The 2,592-nt window shown below is 73.4% G+C and carries 2 protein-coding genes; both read left to right on the top strand.

The genetic code is table 11. The features are described 5' to 3' along the window. Positions 1 to 579: hypothetical protein (locus M3N57_11520; GenBank protein ID MDP9023297.1), on the top strand; the 579-nt coding region annotated here is incomplete at its 5' end. Further along, on the top strand, positions 576 to 2,592 hold a 2,017-nt coding region (locus tag M3N57_11515), incomplete at its 3' end, for a glycosyltransferase (GenBank protein MDP9023296.1). The genes M3N57_11520 and M3N57_11515, both read left to right, overlap by 4 nt.

Here is a 2,592-nt window from a genome sequence, read left to right as displayed (position 1 = left end):
TCGACCAAGGCGACGTGCTTGGGGCTGGTCGTCGTGTACGTCCGCGAGGAGGTGAACGAGGACGAGTTCCTGCCGTCCGCACGTTCGATGGCGTTCGTCCGGTCGGCATGGGAGGCGGTCGGCGGGTTCCCCGAGGACCTGGACTACGCCGAGGACACGCTGTTCGACGACAGGCTCCTGGCCGCGGGGTACCGTCCCGTCTTCGCCGGGGAGGCGGTGGTGCGCTGGTCGCCCCCGAGTTCCTACCGCCAGCTCGCCCGGACGCTGTACCGCTGGGGCCACGGCGATGGCCTGGCTGGGCTGCGTGGCGCGACCTACCGGCGGCTGTTGGCCGTCTACGGGGCCACGGTCGCGGCTGTGGTGCTGGGCCTGGCCGTCGACCGGCGGGTCGCACCCGTGGCGGTCGCTCCACTCGGCGTGAGCGTGGCGCGAAGCACCCGTCACAAGTACCGCCACGCCGACGGCTGGTCGAGGTTCGTGCACATCCCCGTCGCGCACGTCACCGCCAACGTCGCGGCATTGGCCGGGTTCCTGCGTGGTCGCCGCAGCCGGCGCGAGCGACGGGACGGCACGCCATGACGGCTGACCGGCTCGTTTTCGCCACCACGGAGCTCGCGCCGTTCCTCCCGGGAGGGGCGGGCTCGGTCATCGCCGAACTCGGCCGACGTCTGGCTGACGGTGGTCAGCCGGTGACGGTCGTGGTCGTCCACGAGGGTGACATCGACGCCGATCGCTCCAGCGACATCGAGGTCGTCGTGGTCGCGCCGGACGGGGGCGCGGCGACGCCGTTCCTGGGACGCTCCGACGCTGCCGCCCGTGCGGTCGCCGAGCTGGTGAGCGGCGGCGGCGTCGCGCGGGTCGAGTTCGTCGACTTCGACGGCCTGGCGTTCACCGCACTGGCGCGCCGCGACACGCTCGGCCTCACGCGGGTGCCGCTCACCGTGCGACTTCACGGCCCGGTGGACCTGATGGCCGAGTCGATGGGGGCGGCGCACGAGGAGTGGGGCCACGTCCGCGTCATGGAACGCCACGTGTTCCGCATGGCCGACGCCGTGGTCGTCCCGTCCCCGCCGCTCGGGACGCTGGTGTCCGAGCGCTACGGCACCGAAGCCGAGCGGATCCTGGCCGGGGAGCCGCCGGTCGTGCCACCGCCGCCGGCGCCCCGCACGCCGGCCGCCTCTCCCGAGTTCGTCGCGCTCGGCCGCCTGGGGGAGGTCAAGGGGTCACACGACCTGGTCGACGCTGCCGTGAGCCTGCTCGAGGCCGGGTACGACCTGACGGTGCGCCTGCTGGGCGCGGACGGCTGGTCGGTCGCGGCGGGACGGCCGATGCGCGACTGGCTGCGCGAGCGAGTGCCCGACGCGCACCGCGACCGGATCCGCTTCGAGGATCCCGTCCCCCGCGACGAGCTCGCCCGGTCCCTGGCGACCGCCTGGGCGGTGGTGATCCCGAGCCGGTTCGAGAGCTTCTGCCTGGCCGCGCACGAGGCGCGAGCGCTCGGTCACGCGGTCGTGGTCCCCGAGCTGCCGGCGTTCCGGCCGTACTTCTCACCACGGACGGGGGCGTTGACCTACGACGGGTCCGTCGCCGGGTTGGCGGCAGCGCTGCGGCGCCTGTGCGACGACCGCCGGCTCGCCGGTCGGCTCGCCGCCGCCCCGACCCCCACATACGGCGATCCGCTGGCCGCCTACGCCCACCCGGTCACTGTGCGCCATCCCCGTTCACAAGCAGGGCTGGCCACGACCGCGCTGACGCAACTCGAGGACGCGATCCGCCAACGACCGCGATCGGGGTGGGCGGCCACCGTGGCGAAGGCGGTGCTGCGCCACCTGCCGGAACCGGCCGCACGGGCCGCGGTCCACGTCGTCCCCGCCGGGGTGAAGGAGCGGTTCCGGCGGTACGCCAGCTGGCCGGAGGAGCAGGCGCGCCGTGGCGAGGACACGCGCCGTCAACGCCTGCGCAGCGCCGTGCAGGCCGGCGCCTTCCCCGAGCTGGACGCGCCCGAGGTCAGCGTCGTGATCCCCTGCTTCAACCAGGGACACTTCCTCGACGACGCGATCCGCAGCGTCTTCGAACAGACCTTCACCTCGTTCGAGGTGATCGTCGTCGACGACGGCTCCACCGATCCCGACACGCACCGGCTGATCGACGCACTCGACTGGCCGCGCCTGCGGGTGATCCGCCAGGACAACCACGGCCTGCCGGCCGCCCGCAACGCCGGCATGGCGTCGGCTCGGGCGCGCCTGGTCGTCCCGCTCGACGCCGACGATCAGATCACGCCCGGGTTCGTCGAGACGCTCCGCGACGCGCTCCTGGCCGAACCGCAGGCCGCGTACGCCCACTGCTGGGCCCGGCTGTTCGGAGACCTCGACGCGGTCTACGCCAGCAGGCCGTTCAACCCCTACCAGCAGCTGCTGTCCAACGGCGTGGTGGGGTGCGTGCTGCTGCGGCGAGCCGCGTGGGAAGCGGTCGGCGCGTACGCCCAGGACATGCGCGAAGGCAACGAGGACTGGGATCTGTGGTTGCGGCTGCTGTCGGCTGGCTGGGACCAGGTCCAGGTCCGCGAGCCGCTGTTCCGGTACCGCAAGCACG

The sequence above is a fragment of the Actinomycetota bacterium genome, assembly GCA_030776725.1.
In the GTDB taxonomy this organism is placed as follows: domain Bacteria; phylum Actinomycetota; class Nitriliruptoria; order Nitriliruptorales; family JAHWKO01; genus JAHWKW01.
Note: the sequence above shows the minus strand (reverse complement) of the source record. Positions and strands in the feature narration are given on the sequence as shown.